The 21,119-nt window shown below is 31.7% G+C and carries 17 protein-coding genes and 1 pseudogene; 14 read left to right on the forward strand and 4 right to left on the reverse strand.

All coding sequences use genetic code 11. The annotated features are described in order from the left end of the window. Nucleotides 1-275: 275 nt before the first annotated feature. The 3 genes from PKK00_05025 to PKK00_05035 form a co-directional block, all read right to left on the reverse strand. Nucleotides 276-2,132, reverse strand: coding sequence for a sulfatase-like hydrolase/transferase (locus PKK00_05025; GenBank protein ID HNW97760.1), 1,857 nt, complete (start codon nt 2,130-2,132; stop codon nt 276-278). Between the two features lie 562 nt (nt 2,133-2,694). Next, nucleotides 2,695-4,380 (reverse strand): glutamate formimidoyltransferase, encoded by a 1,686-nt coding sequence (ftcD, locus tag PKK00_05030; protein HNW97761.1) that lies wholly within the window; start codon nt 4,378-4,380, stop codon nt 2,695-2,697. 234 nt (nt 4,381-4,614) lie between these two features. Continuing rightward, nucleotides 4,615-5,568, reverse strand: a complete 954-nt coding sequence (locus tag PKK00_05035; protein HNW97762.1) for a T9SS type A sorting domain-containing protein — start codon at nt 5,566-5,568, stop codon at nt 4,615-4,617. 546 nt (nt 5,569-6,114) lie between these two features. Here PKK00_05035 and PKK00_05040 point away from each other — a divergent pair. The 5 genes from PKK00_05040 to PKK00_05060 all read left to right on the forward strand — a co-directional run bounded on the left by PKK00_05040 (nt 6,115) and on the right by PKK00_05060 (nt 11,457). Then, on the forward strand, nt 6,115-8,295 hold the full coding sequence (locus PKK00_05040) for a TonB-dependent receptor (GenBank protein ID HNW97763.1): 2,181 nt from the start codon (nt 6,115-6,117) through the stop codon (nt 8,293-8,295). Between the two features lie 145 nt (nt 8,296-8,440). Then, nucleotides 8,441-8,791 (forward strand): hypothetical protein, encoded by a 351-nt coding sequence (locus PKK00_05045; GenBank protein ID HNW97764.1) that lies wholly within the window; start codon nt 8,441-8,443, stop codon nt 8,789-8,791. A 73-nt stretch (nt 8,792-8,864) separates the two neighbouring features. Then, nucleotides 8,865-9,770, forward strand: a complete 906-nt coding sequence (locus PKK00_05050; GenBank protein ID HNW97765.1) for a T9SS type A sorting domain-containing protein — start codon at nt 8,865-8,867, stop codon at nt 9,768-9,770. 312 nt (nt 9,771-10,082) lie between these two features. After that, nucleotides 10,083-10,697, forward strand: coding sequence for a sigma-70 family RNA polymerase sigma factor (locus tag PKK00_05055; GenBank protein HNW97766.1), 615 nt, complete (start codon nt 10,083-10,085; stop codon nt 10,695-10,697). Then, nucleotides 10,681-11,457, forward strand: a complete 777-nt coding sequence (locus PKK00_05060; GenBank protein HNW97767.1) for a tetratricopeptide repeat protein — start codon at nt 10,681-10,683, stop codon at nt 11,455-11,457. Before PKK00_05055 ends, PKK00_05060 begins: the two co-directional genes overlap by 17 nt. A gap of 4 nt (nt 11,458-11,461) precedes the next feature. Here PKK00_05060 and PKK00_05065 read toward each other — a convergent pair. Next, nucleotides 11,462-14,131, reverse strand: a pseudogene (locus PKK00_05065) (CHAT domain-containing protein). 888 nt (nt 14,132-15,019) lie between these two features. Here PKK00_05065 and PKK00_05070 point away from each other — a divergent pair. From PKK00_05070 to PKK00_05110, 9 genes are all read left to right on the forward strand, one after another. Beyond that, on the forward strand, nt 15,020-15,181 hold the full coding sequence (locus PKK00_05070; GenBank protein ID HNW97768.1) for a hypothetical protein: 162 nt from the start codon (nt 15,020-15,022) through the stop codon (nt 15,179-15,181). Between the two features lie 597 nt (nt 15,182-15,778). After that, entirely contained in the window at nt 15,779-16,183 is a 405-nt protein-coding gene (locus PKK00_05075; GenBank protein HNW97769.1) for a response regulator, read from the forward strand. A gap of 98 nt (nt 16,184-16,281) precedes the next feature. Next, the gene (locus PKK00_05080; GenBank protein ID HNW97770.1) at nt 16,282-16,662 is read left to right on the forward strand and encodes a LytTR family DNA-binding domain-containing protein; all 381 of its coding nucleotides are present in this window, start codon (nt 16,282-16,284) and stop codon (nt 16,660-16,662) included. 256 nt (nt 16,663-16,918) lie between these two features. Then, nucleotides 16,919-17,233, forward strand: a complete 315-nt coding sequence (locus PKK00_05085; protein ID HNW97771.1) for a hypothetical protein — start codon at nt 16,919-16,921, stop codon at nt 17,231-17,233. 205 nt (nt 17,234-17,438) lie between these two features. Then, on the forward strand, nt 17,439-17,858 hold the full coding sequence (locus PKK00_05090) for a hypothetical protein (protein HNW97772.1): 420 nt from the start codon (nt 17,439-17,441) through the stop codon (nt 17,856-17,858). A 49-nt stretch (nt 17,859-17,907) separates the two neighbouring features. Next, nucleotides 17,908-18,333 (forward strand): hypothetical protein, encoded by a 426-nt coding sequence (locus tag PKK00_05095; protein ID HNW97773.1) that lies wholly within the window; start codon nt 17,908-17,910, stop codon nt 18,331-18,333. A gap of 117 nt (nt 18,334-18,450) precedes the next feature. Then, nucleotides 18,451-19,257, forward strand: a complete 807-nt coding sequence (locus PKK00_05100) for a hypothetical protein (protein ID HNW97774.1) — start codon at nt 18,451-18,453, stop codon at nt 19,255-19,257. A 30-nt stretch (nt 19,258-19,287) separates the two neighbouring features. Then, nucleotides 19,288-20,586, forward strand: a complete 1,299-nt coding sequence (locus PKK00_05105; protein ID HNW97775.1) for an amidohydrolase family protein — start codon at nt 19,288-19,290, stop codon at nt 20,584-20,586. 124 nt (nt 20,587-20,710) lie between these two features. Continuing rightward, nucleotides 20,711-20,929 carry a hypothetical protein gene (locus PKK00_05110; protein HNW97776.1) on the forward strand — a complete coding sequence of 73 codons (219 nt, stop codon included), beginning with the start codon at nt 20,711-20,713 and terminating at the stop codon, nt 20,927-20,929. Nucleotides 20,930-21,119: the final 190 nt, after the last annotated feature.

Raw genomic sequence — 21,119 nt, forward strand, 5'->3', positions numbered from 1 at the left:
AAATTCCTTCACATCATTTTTCGATAAACTCAAAATGACTGCTGGCGCACGGTCAGGCTGAGTTCATCGAAGCCAGATGATGTATAAAATGTGATTTGATTTTCTTTCGACTTTAAATTATCAACCAAACCAGTAGCTCAACCTTTCAACAATTGACATCGTGGAAAGTTTATAGGAGTAGCGGCTAGTTAAGGCTATAGTTATTTGTTGAAAGTAAAGTTTCCATCGCCCCATATTTCGATAAACTCAATATGACGGCTGGCGCACGATAAGGCTTAGTTATTAAACCCGATATATTCATCAAGCAAAACTTGCAGGTATGCTTTTCCCTGGTTGGTGATTTCTTCATCAGCGGCAGGTGATAATTTATTTTTGCGATAAACAACTTGTCCCAAATTATGATCGTAAACAATGATTTGCTGAGAGGTAATAATTCCGAAGCCATTGTCGAATGTGTAGAAAGCGAAACCGGGTGAATATTTATTGAATATATTTTTACTTTTTTCAAATGGCTTATATGGAATTTTTAATTGTGAAAGCAGCATTGCTGGTAAATCGATCTGAGAGCCAATTTTCTCAAAAGTTTTTCCTTTGTATTCCGATTTTAGAACATTGCCGTATAACACAAAAGGAATATGGTGCCTTTCGGCTTCGTTAGCGCCTCTCTTTTTCGGGTAAGTGTGAGCATGATCAGCAGTAATAATGAATAGTGTATTATTATACCATGATTTTGTTTTTGCTTTTTGTAAATATTCAGAAAGACATTTATCCGTATAATGCGCAGTATTTTTATAATCGTCGGCTTCGGATTTTCCTTTAAATATTTTTTCTACATCCGCATTAAAAGGTTCATGATTCGTACTGGTCATAATGATTGAGAAAAAAGGTTGCGGATCTTTTTCTGCTTCTTTCAGATGGCATGCAAACAATTCTTCGTCATAGGCTCCCCAGTCGGTGCTTCGGTTCCATGTGTAATTGTCCTTGTCTAAAATATGTGTGAATCCTGATAGTTTTATATAAGAGTCCTGGTTTGCAAAAACAAGGTTTCCTGAATAATAATAATTTTCAGAATAACCTTTATCGCCCAGTATTCTTGCAAGGTTTGGAAGTTTGTCGAATTTCCCGAAGTTCCTCATGATCGTTGTCTGAGGCTGAGCCGGGAAATTGCTTAGTAAAGAAATTAATCCTTGTTCAGTACGAAAACCATTAGCGTAAAAATTATTAAAATTCAACCCGTTTTTTATGAGGCTGTCTATTCCGGGCATTATACCCGGAATTCCGCCAAGTGATTCGACACATTCAGCGCTTACACTTTCCATCATTATTAAAACAATATTTGGCCGGGTAGTAGTGAGTATCATTTCTGTTGAATCGTTGGAAGCGGTTTGCATTGCATTTACTATGGAATCTGCTTTTGCTTTTGTAAAATACCGATAAGGATTTTCTTTGATTCCGGGTTTTACAATTATTTCCATAAAATTCCAGAACCCATTTAATGCAGAATAATTCAGTACAGGATATTTTGAAAAATATACCCAGCTTTTATTTATAGGATATTTTTGCCATCCACCGCGCATAGCCGTAAATATAGAGAATAAAAGAACTATCGAAAATATTATTTTATATATAAATTTAATTGGAGCTAAATATCCGGGTCTGAAAATTCTTTTATAAATAAATATCAAAACAGCTCCTTCAATAATCATTATGCTTATTAATATCCAATAGGGTACCGCTGCGAAAGATATAATGGCTTCTTTCGGATATGCCAGGTATGATAATGCTTTGCTGTTAATTTTTGTTCCCCATACAGAATATAATCCTGTGTCGGAAATACCAATTATAATACAGATGATTATTAGCAGAATATTGATGATGTGAATACTTTTAATAAGTATATTATTCTTTTTGATAAAAAGTGTTGCTATAAGTAAAAATCCTGGAAATACTAAGAGGTACGCCGAAGCTGAAATATCCATTCCCAATGCAAAATAATAAGAGCTTAAAATTAATCCGGGAGGAATATCTTTTAATTCATGATAATTATAAATAAGAAAAATAGTGTGTTGCAGGGCAAACAGAAGCAGCCAGAATAAAGTTAGTTTTATGATAAGGAAAATGGTTTTTTTCATAAGCTGCAAATGTAATATCAATTTCGCTTAAAATTAGCATTTGAAAAATTCATTTCTGAAATAATGAAATAAATATAAAAACCTGGCAAATATAATGAACATATTTGCCAGTTCTGATATTCCATTTTCGTTGAATCATATTGAAATCGCTTTGATACACTTTTTTAAAACAGATAAGAACGAGATTAAAACAATTGAAGGATTGTCATAAATATTCTGAGTTGATAGTTGTAATGATAGCAATTAGGGCAGTATCATTTTGTCATTTCGAGCAATAGCGAGAAATCTATAATTATCTGCATTTTGTAAAAACTTAACGAAATATTATTTTATTATAGTCGGTGCAAATTAAAGTTTGTATGGATATTTCATTTTATGAAATTATGTAAATACGCCATTCACCTTGGCGAGCCAGGTAGGTATAAAAGCTAGCGAAAATGTAAGGATTCAGAAAATTATTGGTATAACCTAACATCATATGTAGAATGTTAAACAAATAAACTTACTTATAAAAAGGGCGCCCCGCGAATGCGGGGCGCCCGACATTTATCTAAATATTTTATTACTTTATTTTTTCGTTAACCATAGCCAGAATCTCTGTTTCGAGAGCACTGGTTTTTTCTTCAATCTCTTTTCCTTTTGCAAGTATATCCTTTACAAAATTTTTATCATCCAATCCTGATGCATTTATTTTTACATTCAGAAAAGCGCCCATTACAGCGGTACGCGCGCATAATGCGCCAACACCTGCATCGGTAACGGAATTTGGATTGCCCACCTCAACCATTGCTTTAATGATTTCTAATGATTCATATGCTTTTTGCATGGTTCTGAAAGGAACTTCTGTAGCATATTTCGTGGCATCCTGTATAGCTTGTTTTCGTTTTGCAGTTTGTTCATCGTTCCCTTTGGGTAATCCAAAAGCATCCATTATCTTATTAAAAGAAACGGTGTCTTCATCAACAAGGAAAAGTAATTCATCTTTTAAAGCCTGACCTTTTTCTGCCCATATGCTGAACTCTTCCCATCTGTCGTCCCAGCCTGCTTTATGCGATGAAAGATTAGCAACCATTGTTCCGAGCGAAACACCTAATGCACCAATATATGCCGATACCGATCCACCGCCAGGAGCAGGCGATTCCGAAGCTGTTTCGTTTGCAAAACCTTTGCAGGTCATGTCAACAAGGCTTTTCTTATTCGCGTCTTCCAATAAATATTCAATAATTTTTTCTTTCGGGTTGAATGGTTTCAGATCATCAAGGCCTAACGATTTAATAGCAATCTTAATAATCTCTTCTTCCGAAACACCTACTGAACGCTGTTGTTTGCGAAGGAAATATTTTCCTGCATCGAGCATAGCTTTTTTGGGAATCAAGCCAACCAGTTCTGAGCCGGTTGCACGCAAACCTCTTTCCTGTGCCTTTTTGCTGGCTTCTTCAAATGCTATATGAACCGGGGTGATACTGATATTCGTTAAGTTGATTGATATCTGTGCAATCCCATATTCTTCAATAAACCAACCTATAGCTTTGCAAGCCTTTAATGAGCCGGGAATCATTACCTGGTTACCTTTTTCATCTTTAACAATTTTTCCGGTAATCGGGTTGCCTTCGCGTTTCGGTCTACCTTTTTCACGAATATCAAAAGCAATAGCGTTGGCTCTTCGTGTTGAAGTAGTATTTAAATTCACATTGTAAGCAACAAGGAAATCACGGGCGCCTACAGCAGTTGCACCAGCAGTAGCATTGAACTGAGCCGGACCAAAATCAGGTTTCCATTTTGGGTCGGCTAATTTTTTCTGTAAGCCTTCATATTCGCCGGAACGGCAGTTTGCCAAATTTCTTCTTTCGGGTGTAAATGCTGCATTTTCGTAACAGTAAATAGGGATTTTTAATTCTTTTCCTACACGTTCGGCTAGTTTGCGTGCATATTCCACAACTTCGTCCATAGTAATATTTGCAACGGGAACAAACGGACAAACATCGGTAGCGCCAAAGCGCGGATGTTCGCCTTTATGTTTACGCATATCAATAATCTCGGAAGCTTTTTTTATTGCCCTGAAAGCCGCCTCAATAACGGGTTCCGGCTCGCCCACAAAAGTTACAACAGTACGGTTGGTTGCTTTGCCCGGGTCAACATCAAGTAATTTAACTCCTTCAACAGTTTCAATCTGGTCAGTAATATGTTTGATTATTGACATATCATTACCTTCGCTGAAATTAGGTACGCATTCGATGATTTTTTTCATATGAAATGTTTCTTGGTTTTAGGTTCAGTTTTATAGTAATTATGAAGCGAAATTAAAGAAAATTATAATAGATTAAAAACTAAAAATATTTTAAGAAATAATGAAAGATTAATTTTCATGATTAAGCTAAGTTAATTGAAATTAACAAGCATGGAGTTGTTGGCGTGCCACAAATTAAGCGGTATGAAAGTTAAAAAAATTAAATATAGCTACATTTATTATTTGATGTTTGCATTATTCAATTATTACTAACTTGGTTGTTGTTATAATCATATTGTTTTGTAATAACTGAACAATATAAATTCCTTTTGATAAATCATTTCTTAAAATTGTAACTGTTTGCCCTGATATATTTGATATTTGCCTAATACCCTGTCCTAAGGAGTTGTAAAATGTAAGAATTGCATTATGCAATGGATTGCTTGTCCATAGAATTGTTTGTGAAGAAAAAGGATTTGGGAAAAAACTAATTACACTTTTTAAGGATATTTCGTTTATCCCTCCATATATTAAATTGCATCCAAAAGACGAATTGTAACCAGAAACAAATATTGTATTTGAACTGTCTTTTACACAAACAAGATGGCTTTCATGAGGTTGACCATCACGATATTCTATTAATCCATAAAATGAGCCGATACCAGCAATAATATATGCTGAATCATTGTAACAGTCGTTAAAATTCCATTTCTTCCTATACTTGCCTTTTATTAAAATTGAGTCTATAGATGAAACAATAGAATAATAATTAGTTGAATTTGATAATGCTATTATACCTTTTATTGTGTCCCCAATATCTAGATTATAATCATAAAGAAGATCCTCTGCCGATGAATTATATTTAATAAATACTTTGTTCGAATTGGTGTCATACCTTAAAGCTCCGATGTATTTAGACTTAGAAGATGACGGGGGATTATAATTAGGAATATTCCAAATTGTAACATAAACAGAATCGTATGATCTGTATATTTTTTTGTAGTCAAATGAATTAATTAAAGTGTCACCTGCAAAGTAATAAAAAAAATATTCATTTACATCATAAATAAATCCACTGGAAGAATCATTGTGTTTATAATCCACTCGCCATATTAAAGAATCAGAAAAGGGATAAGTTACTTTCTTTTGTCCAAGGGCAGCTGTAAAGGAAGATAATAAAAAAAAAGTAAGAATATAAAAAGCTTTCATAAGTTTATTTTATAGATTAAGGTAAGTTAATATTTTATTCAAATAAACATATAGCAATCCTATATAATTAATCGGGTAGCTTGATTTTATTCCCAAATTTAAAAACATTTTATATAGTTTGAAAAAGAATTTTTTTTTATGCTGCAAGGCTTAATCTTTCTTTGAATGAGTGAAAAATATAAAATGAAAATTTTTAAAAGATAATTGAATATTATTTGAATTAATCTTGGCAAAAGTTGAACGTGAAAAAGCAGGACTAAAGTCAAAAATCAGTGTTATTTTCATTAACAACGACCTTTAGGTCGTGGGGCATGTTTAGCGATGATTATGGCTTTAGCCAAAATGCAATATGAATTTTTTTAAGATTATATTATTGATAAATGTTTACATCTGGATATGATGTAATCAAATAAAATTTTAGAAAAGATTGTTAACGAATAAAAGTTTTTCAAAAAAATTACATCTAACTATTATAAATCGTTATTGAAAAATATACAAACACAATTTAGCATCATCTGTTTTAAATAAAACTGAGAATACATGAACATGAGAATTTATAGTAAGATTGTAATTTTATTTCTGTTGATATTATGTAAGTCAATGTCGGCGCAAAATACATTTAAGTGTGAAATTAAAGATAGCATAACTTATGAAAATATTCCCGGAGTATATGTAATGCTAAGCGGAACAACCAAAGGCGTAACCTCCGACACAAATGGTATTGCCGTGCTTAGCGGGATTCCCAATGGAATGCAAACATTAGAAATATCAATAGTTGGTTATGTGAAGAAAACATTGAACGTAAATTTCCCCGAAAAGGAAATCACTAGTGTTGTTCCTGTTGTTTTTCTTGTTCCTTCAAGTTTTGATATGGAAGCAATAACCGTTACAGCAACTCGAAATAATTCACGGCTTGATGATTTGCCTATAAAAGTTGAAGTACTCGGTCAGGATGAAATGGTTGAAGAAAGTGGTGTAAAGCCCGGAAGTATTGCCAGTATGCTTATGGATAATTCGGGGGTGCAGGTGCAGCAGATTTCGGCTGCTTCGGGAAATATTGAAATTAAAATGCTTGGTCTTGCCGGAAAATATACGCAAATGCTTCGCGACGGACATCCTTTGTACGAAGGATTTTCGGGAGGACTTGGTGTGCTCAGTATTCCGCCTCTTGATCTGAAACAGGTTGAAATAATCAAAGGCTCTGTTTCTACTTTGTATGGTGGTGGCGCAATTGGAGGTATTATTAACTTTGTTTCCAAAGAACCTACTGTTGAGCCGGAATTGCAGGTGTTGGTGAATGCTTCAACATTGAAAGAATATACTTCAAATATTTATTATTCGGCACGTACAAAAAAAATAGGCTATTCCATATTTTGTGGCGGAACATTGCAGAAGGCTGTAGATGTTGACAAAGACGGCTTTTCTGATGTGCCCGAATCGAAATATTATTTGTTGCATCCACGGGTGTTTTTCTATTTTAATAAAAACACTGTTCTTAAAACAGGTGTTTCTGTATTGTCTGAAAGGCGCATAGGTGGCGACATGCAGGCTGTTCTTCATACTCCTGATACGCTTCATCCGTATTATGAAAAAAATAACACCGACCGCCAGACACTAGATATCGACTTTGATCACACTACTCCTGCGAAAAATATTTTTTCTGTAAAAGCCACAATCAGTAACTGTTTAAAATCAATTGATATTACAGATGCATATTTTAAAGGAAATCAATATTCGGTTTATTCCGAGATGTCGTATTTGTTAAAAAGCAGGAATCACAATACTGTAATGGGATTAAATTTTATTAATGAAAGTTTTGTAAAAGCAGATTCGTTGAAAATAAAATTTGGAAACTTTAGCAACAATACTGAAGGCGTATTTATACAGGACGATTGGCTGCTCAACGAAAAGCTTACCATTGAAAGCGGTTTAAGGGTCGATTATCAGAAGGACTATAATCCTTTTGTACTTCCGCGTATCGCGATACTTTATAAGTTTACAAAAGAATTATCGTCGCGAATTAATGCCGGTACGGGTTACCTGGTGCCGAATATTTTTTCGGATGTGAATGTGGTGAATAATTTCAATAATGTCTTTCCTTTATCATCTTCTATAAACACTGAAAAATCGGAAGGTGTAAATGCCGAGCTGAATTATTTTAAAGCTTTTAAAAATGAATTAACACTTACATTGAATCAATCGGTGTATTACACAAAGGTTGAGAACCCGGTGGTTTTAGTAACCGATAGCAATAATTATATTTCGTATCAGACAGCACCCTATTATATTGATACTAAGGGAAGCGATACTTATGTGAGGTTAACGTATGAAGGAGTTGAATTGTATTTTGGCTATACAGCTATGAGTCCGTTGTCACATAAAAATTCAGTTTCAACTTCATTGCCATTAACACCAAAATCAAAGCTGTCATACATTATTGCATATGAAGTTGAAGATAAATGGCTGATGGGAGTGGAAAGCAGTTACCAGAGCTATCAGTATCTTGAAGATGGAAGTAAAGTTCAGGGTTATTGGTTTTATGCGGCAATGGTTCAAAGGCAAATTGGGAAATTCTATATTACGCTTAACTGTGAAAATGTTTTTGATTTCAGGCAAAATAAAATAGAACAAATAGTATTATCTCCATATAATAATCCTGTGTTTAAAACCTTGTGGGCTCCTATTGACGGAAGAGTTGTGAATTTGGCGTTAAGATTCAAAGTATAATTGTTTATCAAATAAGAAATTTCTATTACGAAAAATCCTGTTTAAAATGCTTTTTATAAAGAGCTTGAGGATAAAAAAATATAAATCTTTTATTTGATTTTATTGAAAAATCATTAGTTTTGAAAATCAAAATAAAAAATTAAAAATGAAAAAGCTTTTTTTATTAATTTTAATTTCTTTAATAATTTCATCATGTGAAAGCTATCATTTATTTAAAGTAAAAGTAAATGATGAATCTGTTGTTGATGTAAAATCTGTGCCTGCCGATTTAATTAATAATTTCAATAAGAAATATCCCGGTGCAAAAGTTGAAAAATGGTATAAGATAAAAGGCGAAAGGTATGTGGTACGTTATTCAATGGGTGGCCCTGCTACCTATGCCGTATATTCTGAAAAAGGAATCTTGGAAGATGATGAAGTTTATGATCAGGACTATGACGAATACGAAGAGTATGACGACTATTTAGATTGGGATTGGGGCGACAGGTATGATTGATTTTTTTGAAATCCTTTTTGCGATTTTTATAAATTAAAAAGTAAATACCAAAATCTTATTAAATCCCAAAACTATGAAAAAAAAATACATAATCTTTTTAGTATTTGCTCTTTTTGCAAATATTGCATTTGGTCAGAATGCAGCTACACCTAATGCCGGTTTTGAAAACTGGACAAGTGCTACAGGTTATAGTAATCCAAATAATTGGAGTACTTTAAATTCAACAACAGCAACTTATTTTATTTACACCTGTCTTAAGGCTACTGCTGCCGGTGAATATCATTCAGGGGCTTCTGCAATAAAATTGATAACTAAAAATGCTGTTATTACTACTGCACAAGGAATTGCAACTACCGGTAAAATTTATACCAACACCAGTACAATGACGGGTTCAATTACCGGCGGGCTTCCATATACCCTGCGTCCCGATAGTATTGTAGGTTGGTACAGATCATCGCCTGTAAGTAACGATACAGGGTTTGTTCAATTTTTATTATTTGGAAGCGCCAGGGATACGATAGGTAAAGCTCAGTTTTTTGTTCCTGCAACAGCAGTTTCCACGTTCAAGCGTTTTAGTAAAGCGATAACATATAGAAGTGCAAATACTCCTGATAGTTCACTTTGGATATTATCATCCAGCACAGGAGCTACGGGGCAGCAAGTCAACAGCACTCTCTGGATTGATGATCTCGACCTTGTATTCAATACCACTTCTGTTCCTGAAAATAACATTTATAATGATCAAATCAATCTGATATGGAACCCATCTGCTAATAATATTGCTGTTTCTAATAAAACACAGGAAAATGCAAATCTGAAAATATATGATATATTGGGACAAGAAATAGGTTCGTATGCGATTAATGATTTGGAAAACAATTTTGATGTTCCGAATATTAATAATGGAGTTTATCTTTATACAATTACAAATAATAAAGGTAATGTGCTGTTGAATTCAAAATTGTTTATTCAGCGATAATTTTGTAAACAATTAAAAAAGAGTTTGCTTACCTGTTTGAGCAAACTCTTTTTTAATTGTAAAAGAAAATATTTTGTGAGATGGATAATCAGTTTATTTATTTTGCAAAAAATATTTTTGTCCGATTAAATATTTAATATTATGTTTAGATGTACTGATTTCAGTACTTTAAAATGTATACCGCCACTAACGAGGCTATAGAAATACCGTAGGTGCGAAATAAAAATTAATCTGACAGCAATAATAAAAAATAAATAATAAAGTTTTTAGGGTAACCTTTTTACGGTATAGGGAATTAATACAATATAGAGTGTGAAAGCAATAAAGGACGAAGATATAATAACTGGTATAAGAAATAAAGAGCGCCATATATTGGAATACCTTTATAAATCATATTATTATGATATAAGGGGAAGGATAGTTAAAAAATTCCAGTTTAAAGAAGAAGAAGCGGAAGATTTATTTCAGGATGCGTTAATAATAATGTATAAAAAAATTATTGATAACGAATTGAATCTTACTTGCAGTTTTAAAACATATTTTTTTTCAGTCATAAACCTGATGCTTCAAAAAAGAATAAAATTACAAAACAGGAGAAAAGAAATTTTAGAATCTATTTTTGAAACTTCAGGTAATACTGATGCAGGCAAATTGAGTTCAGAGGAAATATTATTTGAACTGGAACCGATTTCAGAAATGAAAAGAAGTCTGTTCTGGAAGAAATTTAAAGAATTGCCGGCGGACTGTAAAAAAATATTAATTAATTTTTTTGATAATATTGCTTTACGCGAGATAGCAAGGATAATAGGACATAGCAGTGAGAATTACACAAAGAAGAGAAAGCATTTATGCCAGGAAGCATTAATAAAAAAGATAAAAAACGATAATCAATATAAAATCATAAGAAAGTATGAAGATAAAGAATAACATTGATGATATTGAAAAATATTTAAACAACGAACTTTCAGCGGGTGAACTTAATTCGTTTGAAGATGAATTAAGAAAAAATAAAAAATTAGCTGATGAAGTTAAATTGCGCATAGAAGTAAAAGATTTTCTGAAAAGCAAAGATGAAATTGAATACCGCTCATTATTAGATGAAATCAAAGAAGACATGATCGGTGATGAAAACATTGAGCAGGGGGCTAAGAAATCAAAAGTAATCCGTATGCATCCTTTCCGTTGGCAATATGCAGCTGCAGCTGTTTTGCTTTTGGGAATGATAACTGCTGCAATATTCTTTATGTTACGTCCGGCAGAAAATGAACGTTTGTATGCCCAGAACTTTACTCCCTATAATGCTTCCGATCTTGTACGCTCAGATGAACAGGCTGCACTTACACCGTTCCAGTCAGCGCTGAATGAATACAATTCAGGGAATTATGAAAAATCATGGAAATTATTCAAGGATATTTCTTCTTCAAATCAGGATAATGCCGAAGCTTTTTTTATAAGAGGAATCTCCGCAATGGAAATAAATAATTTTGATGATGCACTATCATCATTTATTGAAGTGGCAAATGATCAGAATTCACTGTATGCCGAGCATGCAGAATGGTATATGGCTTTATGCTATTTAAAGAAAGATGATAAGGAAAATGCACTGAAATATTTGAATAAGATTATAGCGGAAAAAAACATATACAGGAATAAAGCAACGGAAATTATTGAGAAACTGAGCGATTAATTAATCAGTGTGATTTTGCATACGATAAGGATAATGAAAATTTATCCATAACGAATATTTTAAAAAAGATAACGAATCCGATTAATAATAAAATTAATATACCTCTTCTGAAGTTTGCTAAATAATTTTTCTCTGATTTTTGTTCAACTTTTAAAGGTTCATGATTTCCAAAATTTATATAACCTGCCCAGTAGTATGGATTAGAATTTATATTATCGGAATTATTTAAGTAATCAAGTTTCGCAAGTCTCAGCGCTTCATCTTTCGCTTTGCCCTGCGCAAGGTAAGCATAGAAATTTTTGATCAGTTCGGAACTTGTCCGGTCGTTTATTTCCCAAAGTGTCATTACCAGGCTGGGACATCCGGCATACATAAATCAGCGTGCCAGGCAAAGCATGCCTTCGCCTTTAACTATTTTTCCTGTACCGGTATTACAGGCACTCAATACAGATAGCTGGGAATTTATTTGCATACCGAACAATTCGTAGGTGTTAAGCATTCCATTATTTCCTGATTCCTGTTCGAATGCAAGCTTTGAATACATAGGATTAACATCATCGATCTTTGTATGCATTGCTAAATGCAGAATACCATAATTTGAAGAATTATTTTTGAAGTTATTGATGGTAGCGTTATTGCCTTCAAATATTTGTCCTTTGAAAATCGAACTGATGCTGTTTACTTCTTCAACAGCGCCTTTCAGAGGAGTTAATGTTTTTGCATAGTTACGGGTTTCTCCATTTTCCTGTAACGAATTTTCATAAGTAGGAGCAAAGGCGAGCAATGAATTATTGGTTCCGCTTAACGCTTTGTTGGAATTGAAAAGCAGTGTGCCTGAAGCAGCATATGAAACCGATGATCTCTTTATCAGGTACGGTAAATTGTTGAATCCTTTGATATCATTGCCTGCATCGGCGTATAATAATGATTCAAAGGGTGTGTTGTAAAGTATTTCATCGGGAATGATTATCAGCTTTTTTTCTTTAAAAATATTTTCATAGGGTTTTAAAAGGATTTTATAAAGAGAGAATGCAGTAGTTGCATATTCCCTGCATGCGCTATTATCTTTTACTTTGGGGGTATTTATACATTGTACGTACTTATCGACTTTGTTGGTAAAAGAGCTGTCAACAGCCTGAATATTTATTTTTTTATTTTTCCCGGAAATGATAAATGATATAAGTTTATTATCCGTCAGTGTGTATTCAATAAACGCTTCATTGTTTTTTAGTTTATTTGTGATCGTATCAGCGCTTATTGCAGTGGTGTTGTATTTTAAATTGTAGTATTCGGGATAGGCTTTTTCAAGATAATGAATAAGGTTGTTGTTGTATGTGGTTAATTCCGCAATATTCAAATTTAAATAAGATATTTTTTTACTGTCGGTTTTAGCTAATTTATTTTCTTCGTATAGTAGTTGTTTGTATTGTTCAATTTGCAGTTGTAATTTTTTTTCAAGTTTCTGAAAAGCGACAGGAACTTTTCCGATAGTAAAAGCCTCATTATTCCTAATGGCAGCAAGCAATGTTGATGATTTGCTTTTTTCGGCATACATGAATGCCTGGTTAAAATATTTTTCCGAATCCGTTTGTGAAAATAATTGCGATGCTACTTCAATCGCGTTATCGAAAGTTTCGTTTTCGTTTTCAAGCATTATGGCTGAACTTTCAGAATTGTTGTAAAGGAATTTAAATTTATCAATTGCATCAATGGCAAGTTTGTATGAGTTAAGCGATGCCTGTAAAAGTTTAATGTTACCTGTGTCGGATTGATATTTTTTATAAAAAGCTTTTCCTTTTCCTTTTAATGTGATTAATAAATCAATATCGGCAGAAATATTTTTTGTAGAAATATCATTATAAATATTATTCTTGTCGGTGCCTTTAATTTGCGATGCAAGAGCAAGCTGGTAATTTTGCAGGGCTTTATCATAATCACATTTATTCATCCACAGGTTAGCGATATCATTGTATGCAGCAGTTGTATTGATATTGTAAAATCCGTATTTATTGATGCAAATATCCAAAGCTCTGGAATAACTTGAAAGAGCTTTTTCTAAATTATTATTATTAAGACAGAAAGTTCCATAATGCAATAGAACATTAGCAAGAACAGGCTCATTCGTGTTTTTATGCAGATAATTTATTATGGCATTATAAGTAGAATCTGATTTTTCGGTTTGTTCCGTTTTTTCAAAACATTTTGCTAAAAGTAAAAATGAATTAACATCTTTATCTTGTTTGTATTTTTGTTTAAGCAGGATACATTTCTGGTAATTCTGAATTGCTTCATTGGTCTTGTTTAGCCCTGAATATGCTGTTCCTAGGTAATAATAAAGGTATGGTAAGTATATTTTATTATATGAAGTGTCGGAATTAAAATAAGATAATGCATTATTTCCTTGGGTAATTGCATTATTATAATTATGTAACTTAAGGTAGATAATAGTTTTTTGATTGCAAGATAATCCATGAAAAACCTTGTTTACAGAAGGATTGTTTTTTAGAATTAAATCGACAGATTTTAAGTATTGGATAGCATCTGAATATTTGCCTAATTGTATGTTTAAGATTACAATATTAATAGTGTTTATAATTTTATCTTGTATATTTTTTTTAATTAGTAATGCAGATTTTTTATAACATTCCAATGATCTGTCATATTTGCCCAGCATCCATAAATTAGTGCCAATATAACTCCAGCATTTCGATATAATGGACGAATTGTCTTTTTTACATCGCGATGCAAAAAAGATGGATTTGGTAAAGTTTAAAATAGATTCATTATAATTGCCTTTCGCGTAATATCCCATTCCCAGGGCATAATATGGCAGCATCAATGATGTGTCAGCAATATTTATTTTTTTATGGATTGAAACGGACCGATTAGCATATTCTATTGATTTGTCAAAAAGTGATTTTTCATTGAACAAAAATGACTGAGCACAGTATAAGGAAGAAAATAGCACATCATCCGTTTTGAAATATTTTAAAGCTATGCTTTCTGCTTTTGCAAATATTTTTTCAGCAGCGTTTAGTTCTTTAAGGTTTTTTAGGCATTTGCCTTGATTAATGAGGCTTTGTGTGTATAGACGCCAGTTTTTATTTTGTGCATATAAAAGGGATGCATTTTTATACTTTTCGGCAGCCTTTTGAAACAAATCATCTTCAAATAATTTATTTGCTTGCGAATATTGAATTTCAGCTATAGTACTGTTTTGCCTGTTTTCTATATAATTATTGAAAATACCTGTGCCTGCTGGTAAGTAAAGGCTTGTGAATATAAAAATTAATGAAAATACAAGGAGTTTATTTAAACTCTTTTTCCTTTTTTCCAGGGGCATGTGCTTACTAAATAATAAGTATACGATAAGTGCATATATACATCAAAGATAGGAATTTTTAATAACATAAAATGTTAAATTATTCCCTTAATAATTAGCGATATAATGTTTTTATGTGAAATACTTAGAAAAATAGGGTAACCTTTTAATACCTCAAGGAATTAATACTATAGAAGACGGTCTTTAATTTTTTAATACTAACAATTAAAATTTAAAGCTATGAAAACAAAACATGAAAACCGGAAAAGGCAAAGCATTTTGATGCATTTTGCCAATGAAAAATTGGAAAGTTTTGAATTACTACGCTTAAAAGGAGGAGAGGATCCACCACCTGTTAATCCTCCCATATTGCCACCACCACCACCATTGAATAAAAATTAAATAATAATTATATAAAGGCGCTTATGGCGCCTTTATTATTTTGAGGAACATGCTCTAATACGGAGATATAAAATTATAATATTTTGCCTGTCAATCATAGTTTTGAGTAAGATAACTGTAATTGCCTGCGTGGTAACTATCGTTCCGACCCTCCAAACATAGTTTCCTGACTTTTTATTATCGTTAATGGCAAGTAAACTATAATTACTTACATGTTTTTTATTCAATGATATGAAATACGATAATTATAAATGAAGTTTTTATTATTCTTATTATCAGTGATATGTAATTTGTAAATAAAAATGTTTTAAAAATATGGGTAACCTTTTATTGACTCAAGGTATTAATACAATAGAAGGTCAAATTTATAAAACTGATTTATTAATATAAAATGTGAAATAAAAGAAGGAAGAGACAGATCATGATATTGCGGTTTGCTATAGAAAACTTAATAGTTTTTGAGTTGATATGTTTAAAGGGATGGGGTATATGTCTTTAATATTCCAGCTATACATAAACTATCAACATTATTAACTACAAAATAAAATATCACATAACAGGAAGTTGCAAACAGCACCTTCCTAAATAAAGTAATGAATGAGAGCCATAAAAAAAGTAGTACTTGTTGCAGATGAAAATTTTTTGTCAAGCTATTTAATTAGCAAATATATATGCAAAGCAGATCATAGTGTAATATGGACACAGAATGGTCTTGAAGCAGTAAAAATGTGTGAAATAAATCCGGAAATAGATTTGGTGATTATGAATGTTAGTTTGTCAGAATTAAGCGGTGTTGAAGCAGCCCATAGAATTAAGGAATTGAGGTGTGGGCTTCCTGTTGTTTTGCATTCTGCAAGCAATCGGATTTGCGATTTTGCTGCAAATATTGATTGTGATGATTTTATCAATAAACAGGTCGATAAGGAAATAATTATTGGAATTATAAATAAATATCTTAATACAAACGGAGACATAAAAAAAATTCTTCGTGTATTATCATAAAGATAAATGCTGCTATATAACGGTTGTTATATGTATGCTATGGGTTATGAATAATCATTTTAAAATTATATACTATCAAAAATCCTGAAATATTAATTATGGAAATTAGTGAAAATAAAAATAAAACAGATGTTTCTTCAGCATACAAATATATTGTGGAACAGTCTGCAAATATTACTCATTGCAAAGCAGATGGGAATTATACATGGATACACTTCATTAATCATGAACCTTTATATGTATCGAAAAGATTGAATGTTTTACTAAACCTTTTAAACATGACAAATTTTTTCCGTTGTCATAAATCATATCTTGTAAATATTAATCATATAAAAGAAATATATAATGATAGCAGTAATTTAATGTTATTACGCGATGGAAAAAAAATCAATGTGGCTTTCCGGAAGTTAAAAGAATTAAAATTTAAACTGGAAGGAAACTTCGTTACTGCTTCTAATTATATGTCCATGAATAATTAATTGTTTTTTAATTTTTGAATTTTGGGTTTTACGATATAACTGTTAAGAAAAAATAAATTTAAATTTTTTTAATCAATATGCATTTATGTAAGGATTCTGACATTGTAAATCCAACAACATAACAGTTATAGTAAAAGGTTATTCAATCATTAAAACAGCCCGGGATAAAATAATTGGGTAGTCATAGCTCACTTATTTCCCGGGCATTTTTTAACGAAACAAAATATAAATATATACAAATAGTAAAAAGTAAAATATGAAACTTCCTCATACTATTTTATCCGATGCCATCCAGTTTACTCTTACAAAAATGGAAGTTAAACACTGGCTAAAGGCAAGAAATGGGAATCCCCAACAAACCATTAACGAAATAAAATCATTTATAAAAGATTTTAGTGATGATGTTTGCATCCATGTTGTAATAAAATATAACCCGCTAAATAATTGGGAAGATGTTGATAAAATTATTGTTGAACTTAAATGGTCGCATTTAAGCGGCTTTACTGTTTCCGGTTTGACAACACCTGATGCTACGAAAAAGGAATTAAGACCGGATATTTATTTTAGTTAATTTTTTATATCCCCTAAAAAGGGGATAGTTGAATTTTAAAAATACCCTAAAAAGAGAATTGTTTTGAACTATTAAATGCAATTAATTTGTGTAGAATAATTTGTCGGAATAAATCTGAACATTCGGAAATATGGCTAATGATAAAAATCACCTATAGAAAATAAGACTACCAAATAATTTTTTTAATAATAAAAAATATAAAAGTATGAAAACAGCAATTAATTCATTATTCAACTCAATACAAAATGATCTTCAGCGAAATCTTGAGGCTGACAGAAATAACACTCTTACTGATTCGTCAATACCTACTTCATTAAAAGGAAGTGGAAGTATTCCTTTTAATTTTCACCTTAACGAAAAAGGAGAATATAATTACGCTATAGATAAATATGGCGCAGGAAAAACAGTTCATATCGTTGCTTCAATAAGTGAACCTGATGCAATCTATGATATTACCGTTAAATCAAGTGATGGCGGTGGCGGTCATTGGACAAATGTAAAAGTGGGTCAGAAATTAGAATGTAATATTAACACCAGTTTTTGGCATTCAACAAAAATAACTGTTTATATAAAAGCTTCTGTTACCAATAAAGATGGTAAAGGCAAAATAGATTACAGTTATTAATAATTGTAAAAAATCTTTAGGTGATTTTTATATTATTAAAATTAATACTATGACAGTTACGGATAATAAGAAGTCAAAAAAAATATTTATAACTATAGGTATTACATTTTTAATTTGCGGGATAGCATTGTTAATAACAAAATTGTTAAGTGGTAATTCTGAAGTATATGCTTCTGTAATGGGTGCAAAACTTACATTTACTGGCGAAATAGCAATTTTTGTTGGAGTGTTTTTTATTTTATTAAAATCAATAAAATTTATTCATGCAATAATTTCTTCAATTATAGTAATTGTTTCGGTTGGGTTATTAATGAATTATTATGATACTTCTTTTAAGGTAACTTCTTACCCAATAAAAATGGATAAAGAAAATTATAATTCAGAAGAGCAAACGGATAATGAATATCTAAGTCCAAAGGAAATGGTAAAAAAAGATAGCATTAATAAACAAGATAGTGCTAGTCAAAAATATTAAGTGTGAATTATTATTTTAATTGAGGATTTATAAAGAAAATATAAGCGGATGCCGAAAAGCTTGCCAAATAATAAGTTTGGCTGAAAAAGAGTAGGTGGAAATTAAACTTAACTTAATATGAAATATTTTGAACAAAAATTAGAATTTAAGGAACCACTTCAATTACAAAGTTCTGATTTAATAAAATCCTTTAGTGATAATTCGATACCTACATTGAAAAAATTACATGGAGATGCACAAGAAGCAGGAATTATAGTTCGTTTAGGAAATGAGCCTATCGTTAGAAATTTAGAAGAAGTGCTTACATTGTCAAATTCTGAAGTGCCTCCAGAGATCAAAGTGCTTTTTAATAAATGCAAAATATTTACTATTGTACATGCAATTGGAGCAATAAGAGTTGAAGGGAAAGCCCATGTAAATGAATTACAATATCATGCTGAAGTTATTACGTCAGATGGTAATTTTCAGACCATCGACTTATTACCAAATACTAGATTTAAAGAAGTGTTTAAAGCAAATATAAATTTCTCTGGTTCAATGTCTGCAAATGGAAATTTTGGTATAGAAATTCCAGATGTTTTAAAAAATAATTTATCTACAAAATATCTTTCGCTTGGAGGGGATATGAAAATTCAATTAGCATCTGAAGCAAGTTTTATAGGCAAATTTACTTATAGTGTTAAATTTCCTGTTGTTCAATCGATAGGAATAGCTTCGAATAAATGTAGTTGGGTGTTGAATCCGGATGAAGAACAAACACCGTTGTTAGGAGATCAGCTATTAGTGCAAACAATTGCTGTACCTAAAGAAGCTAATTCTATAAAGTACAATATCTATGGAGTTTTGAAAGTTGATAGAGGTTTGTGGTGGAAACAACAAACAAAAAATACTGATGTTTATTCAGTAGATGTTAGTTTGAATTAAAGAAAATAAATGATTTAATAAATTAAAATCATGAGTACTTATTATCGTTACGATGCACATTGCCATATCTTCACATTGAAGTATGCATTAAAAGAAGTTAAAAGTTTGTTACATGATATTTTGTTTTTTAAATATCCCTGGCATGAACCGCAAACAAAAGCAATGTATTCATCATCCAAAGGAAAATTATCTGAGCTGAAAGAATTTCTTCGTCAGTTATATGAATTGATTCATGCTGCCGGGAGCACAGAAGAAGAAAACCTTGACTTTCTTCAAAAGGAGGCAGCCAAAGCATTCCCATCAGAAAATATTCGTATCACTCCTCTTATGATGGATATTTTTTACATGTTCGCTTATCCGCTTGATAAAGACCAGGATTTGCAATCTTTAAAAAGTTTAAAAGCAATTCCAGTTGATGAAAAAATATTTAAGGATAGTTGGAATGAAATACTTGACGACTTTAGTGATTACCTGCTGAAAAAGAAAAAAATGCTGAAAGCAACACGAGGTGCAAATACTCAAATTACTAAAACAATACAGCTAATTGAAGAAGAACGGGATGTTAAAGATTTTATTGAAAATAAAAGCAGGAAATTAAAATTATCAACTTCAGATGGTTTTTATGAAACAAGCGGATTTTGTTTTCACCTGGATAATTTGATGGAACTGGTAAAAAAACGTAAGAACGAGTTGTATCCTTTTATAGCTATCGATCCGCGTCGCCCGGGAATGATAGACGCATTGCTGAGTGGTAGTTTTTTTAGTGGTGAAGCAAAATTTTATGGAGTTAAACTTTATCCGCGTATGGGTTACCATCCTGAATGCAAGCCAATGGACAGCGTTTACAAATATTGCAGCGATAATAATCTACCCATTACATTTCATTGCGGAAAAAGTGGTTTCCCTCCAAGCACCGAATGGAAATATGCGGAGTTTGGAAATCCTATAAACTTTGAACCCGTTGTGAAAAAATATCCAAAACTAAAAATTGATTTTGCTCATCTTGGAAGCTGTTCTGAAAGGCATGAATGGGCAGATACTATTATCCGGTTGATGAATGAAAATGAAAATGTGTATTCCGATTTGTCGTGTTACACAAATACTGAAGAATTAATGACTGTGAAAAAAATATGGGACGAAAATAAAAAGTTCAGAACCCGCCTGATGTTTGGTACCGATTTCGATGTGATGTATTTTACTGATAAGGTAAATATGCATTTGTATTATAATAATTTTAAAATGATTTTTAATACTGATGAATTAAAAATATTAATGCACGATAATCCTGTAAATTATATGGGCATAAGCGATAATTATACCGATACGTAACAACTTTGCAAAAATAATCTTTCAACAAGCTTTACTATCGGCATAACTCGTTCTAATAATTTTTTCAAAATGAATAAGAACGAGTATAAATAAATATGTTTTATGAATTTAAAAAAATATAATTATGGCACGAATAAAAATTGACTATATTATTGACTATCTAAATAAGGATATTCGAAAAGCATTGGAAGAAACATTAAAACAGTATTTCCCTAACGAAAGCTTTGATAACAGGGCGTTATTTCATACGTTTAAAAGAAATGTTGCAAAAAAATGCAGCTCATGGGAAGAAGTACCGGACCATTTGATAGTATTGGAAAAAGAAAAAGAATTTGAATTCTGACTTTTATAAATATTTTTGTAGCTGATAATGATATATGAAGTGTTAAGTTAATTTCGAAATGGCGGTCATCCTGAGTTCATCGAAGGATGACCGTCATACAGAATGTTCACATTTCGATAAACTCAATATGACATTCTGTGATATATAATACTTAACTGAAAAGTAGTATTCTTAACGAAGTGGTTTAATA

The sequence above is a fragment of the Bacteroidales bacterium genome (assembly GCA_035353855.1).
GTDB lineage: Bacteria > Bacteroidota > Bacteroidia > Bacteroidales > CG2-30-32-10 > DAOQAK01.